4 protein-coding genes are annotated in these 3,476 nt (G+C 34.1%); 3 read left to right on the top strand and 1 reads right to left on the bottom strand.

What is annotated here, in order from left to right; translation table 11 throughout:
• Positions 1-251 precede the first annotated feature (251 nt).
• Positions 252-1,145 carry a patatin-like phospholipase family protein gene (locus AC1RNS_RS26320; protein WP_492996761.1) on the bottom strand — a complete coding sequence of 298 codons (894 nt, stop codon included), beginning with the start codon at positions 1,143-1,145 and terminating at the stop codon, positions 252-254.
• 267 nt (positions 1,146-1,412) lie between these two features.
• On the opposite strand from AC1RNS_RS26320, the gene AC1RNS_RS26325 reads away from it, so the two are divergent.
• The 3 genes from AC1RNS_RS26325 (at position 1,413) to AC1RNS_RS26335 (ending at position 2,558) form a co-directional block, all read left to right on the top strand.
• Positions 1,413-1,562: a hypothetical protein gene (locus AC1RNS_RS26325; RefSeq protein ID WP_492996762.1), complete on the top strand. Its 150-nt coding sequence runs from the start codon at positions 1,413-1,415 to the stop codon at positions 1,560-1,562.
• A 655-nt stretch (positions 1,563-2,217) separates the two neighbouring features.
• Positions 2,218-2,406, top strand: a complete 189-nt coding sequence (locus AC1RNS_RS26330; RefSeq protein WP_492996763.1) for an SEC-C metal-binding domain-containing protein — start codon at positions 2,218-2,220, stop codon at positions 2,404-2,406.
• Positions 2,403-2,558 carry a hypothetical protein gene (locus AC1RNS_RS26335; protein ID WP_492996764.1) on the top strand — a complete coding sequence of 52 codons (156 nt, stop codon included), beginning with the start codon at positions 2,403-2,405 and terminating at the stop codon, positions 2,556-2,558. Before AC1RNS_RS26330 ends, AC1RNS_RS26335 begins: the two co-directional genes overlap by 4 nt.
• The last annotated feature ends 918 nt before the right edge of the window (positions 2,559-3,476 follow it).

Below are 3,476 nucleotides of genomic sequence, written 5' to 3' on the forward strand. Positions count from 1 at the left end.
GTTTTGTTCACTAGCAAAAGCTAGCTACTAAAAACTTTATTGATTACGTTTTGCTTGTTCAGTTTTCAAGGTTCATTTATAAAATCTCTCTTTGTTAAGAGTTAACTTTTATATAATAACATGTTTATATGATAATGTCAAACAGTTATTTTATTTTATATTTTTCTAGTTGCGTGTTTCAGCAGCAACTTTTATATAATAACATTGGTTATAAAGAACGTCAATAGTTTTTAATAATTCTTTTTCAAATTTTATAATCTGAACCTTGGCCACGTTCTTAAAAATTGAATTGTTCGATTCCGTCCAATTTCTAAAAGAATTTCCTTAGTCTCCTCATCTAAATCAAATTGTGTTGCACTATAATCTTCGACAGGAATGAAAATAATATCTCTTTCATGTCTTCTTGATATATATCTCTCATCATGAGCGTCTTTCATAGTCGAGAATAAGGCTTCAAATAAATTCAAGCCATTTTTTATTTCGTGTGGACATTGTTCTTCTCTACGTCTACTCAATTTAAGTCCTAGAATTGGTCTTACTTTCCTTCCCTCCTTATCGTCAAATATCCATAACGGAAAATTACTCAAAACACCGCCATCTACAATTATGGATTCTCCTTTGCCTGTTTTTAAGGTAACAGGTTCAAAAAAAAAGGGAATGCCACAGCTCATTCGTAAAGCACATGCAACTGAGAAGTTATTTGCATCAATATGATATCTGTGTAAATCATCGGGCAAAACAATCATTCTTCCATTTGTTAAGTCAGAAGCAACTAATTTTAAAGAATCCCTCGGTAAATCTCCAAATGTATAAACACCTTTTGCAGCTAATTTTTGAAAAAACCATTTTTCTAGAGCTTTTCCTTTATATAAACCTAAATGGTTATATACATTAACCCATTTCATAAACGGGAATGATAAAATGGTTTTCCTTGAATCTAATAATGAAGGTACATCCAATTCTTCTAACATTGTTTGAATTTCTTTTCCGCTATAACCTGCAGCAATAAAAGCAGCTAGAATAGCCCCAGCACTCGTTCCAGCTACCCGTTTAAAGCGGAAATTTTCAGCTTCTAACACTTGATACGCGCCAACTAGTGCAAACCCCTTTAAACCACCACCAGAAAAAACACCATCAATCCACAAAGTTTCCTCTCCTTTTTTAGAAAGTTATCTATATATTATAAGAATCAATGGTCACATTTAGAACTATTTTTGTCGAATTACTGTTGTCCTTCACGAAATAAGTCAATAAACCCCAGAATATTATACCTTTAAATTACAGAAGCACTAAATAACAACTACAAAGAGAGATCCCTTAGTAGCTAACCTTATATGTAAGAATCTCTCTAGAAAATGAATAAGTGAATTTTATGCTCAAAAAGACAATCTCATCTAAAAGGAGCCAATGATATGAAAAAAGTAATTTTAGCATCAGTTTTAGGACTAACTTTAAACTCAGCTAACACTACACCAACCCTAGTCTCTGCAAAAACAATCAATAATAGCATTGTTGACCTTGAAAATTATAAGGTTATAGAATTCCTTGGAATGTATGGTTAAAATTTATAATAATCTCTCGGAATTTTCAAATCAGACTTAGAGGAAAATCACTCTTTTTAAATGGTCAAGTTAAAAACTTTTATGATAATCATGTAGATGCCAACGCTCAGGAAGCTTTTGACATTTTTAATGAAAATTTAATAGTGTTAAATAATGCAATAAAAAAGGGAGATTTAACAACTTCAGGAGATATTGAAGACATTCAGGTAAACGAAGAATTATAGAAAGAAATCCAAGGGGAAATTTTAAATACTGAAGAAATGATTATTATGTCTATGTTTTCTGTAAGTACAGAGTGGTATGGTCAAGTTATTTCTATTTCTACTGATGAGGCTTCGAAAATACAAAAAAGTTTTAGCAGCTGGTGAGGGTACTGCAGGATTGCTTGTATTACTAACAGGTATTGGTACTATATGGGCGCTTTTATGATGTTGGGGAACTTTGTAATTGGAATAATAATGGATATTATATTCATAGAACACATTTTGGATTAGGTTTCACAAAACTTACATGGTGTACTCCTAAATAATAAAATATTATTTCAATACCCCTTATGAGAATTCTAAGGGGGTATTGAGCTTTTACACAATTTAAACGGATCTTACTATTGATTATAATAACTTTAGTTAAGTATTCAAAGTGAAGGAGAGATTAGATGAAGTTAAATAGAAACGACCTTTGTTTATGTGGAAGTGAGAAAAAGTATAAGAAATGCTGTATGAATTGGCATACAAACTGGGCTCTAGGTATTGAAAATTTTGAGTGTGAGAAAGAGATTAAGTACATTTTTAGAGGAGCTTTTGATTTCATTCAGAGCATGATTACCAGGGTCAATGTCATTTGATTTCTGCAATTTTACACATTCTTTTAACTGAAAAGGCTTATAATTCTATTGTACGACTTGGTGGAGTTCAAATTGATCACTTTATACTTGATCAATCATGGGTTGAGTTGGATGCTGAGGTAATCGACATTGCAATTATGAACACACTTTAAGATGGCTTTAAATTTGCACCTGTACTTTTTGGTAAATCAGTGACAACCGGAAAATACGTAGAATACAAATATGGACTATCGCTCTCTATAGATGCAACGGCTCAGCTAGTTCTTAGTCAATCCACTGGTCAGTATATTATGCACGGCGTATCATATGGGTCCCTTGAGATCATGAGATTGATTGTTGAAAATTCAGGAATTTCATTTGAGGATATCGTCAAAAAATATCTCAATACATATAGGAAGATGGCTATTGCTCATTCAGTTTAAAGATATGGCATTTAGACGCTGAAATAAATCAGCAGAAAATGATAATAAAGTTGTTTACTGAGATTACAACAATTTCCTACATTCAAAGCAAATACCCTCATGGACTTCACCTTTACTTTCTAAGCGTGAGGTTTCTCTGTTTTCTGTGTTCATTCATTCGAGATGGAATCCAAGGGTTATTATCTCTTAATTGTTCAGCCCTTCCGATTAGTTCTAGACTCAATCGTACTATGACCTCTGCTGACTTCTGATGGTTCATCTACTTGTCATTAAGTAGGGTAAAAAAGGGTACTTCACGTTTCCATCAGACCTCCCCTTGAAAGTGCATGCACTTTCACACCATCTATCCGCCTCATTTACTCGATATGACCTTCGACAGAAAGGACTTTGTGTTGTTATGCACACTCATCCAATCGTACCTAGCCTTGTATGAGATTCGTGTTCCTCGGACTGGTGTTTTGCCTCCAGCTTCCGTGTCGCCACGGACACCCTTGCTCTTGGCTAACCTCTACTTCTTTCTTTGGGTTCGGAACTTGCACCCTATAGTTCATACGTATGTCGGGCGCACATAAAAAAAACAGCCAACACACAGTTGACTGTTTTTGCCTAGCAATGTCCTACTCTCACAGGGGGAAGCCCCCAACTACC

The sequence above is a fragment of the Lysinibacillus sp. GW821-FHT14F06 genome (assembly GCF_058803665.1).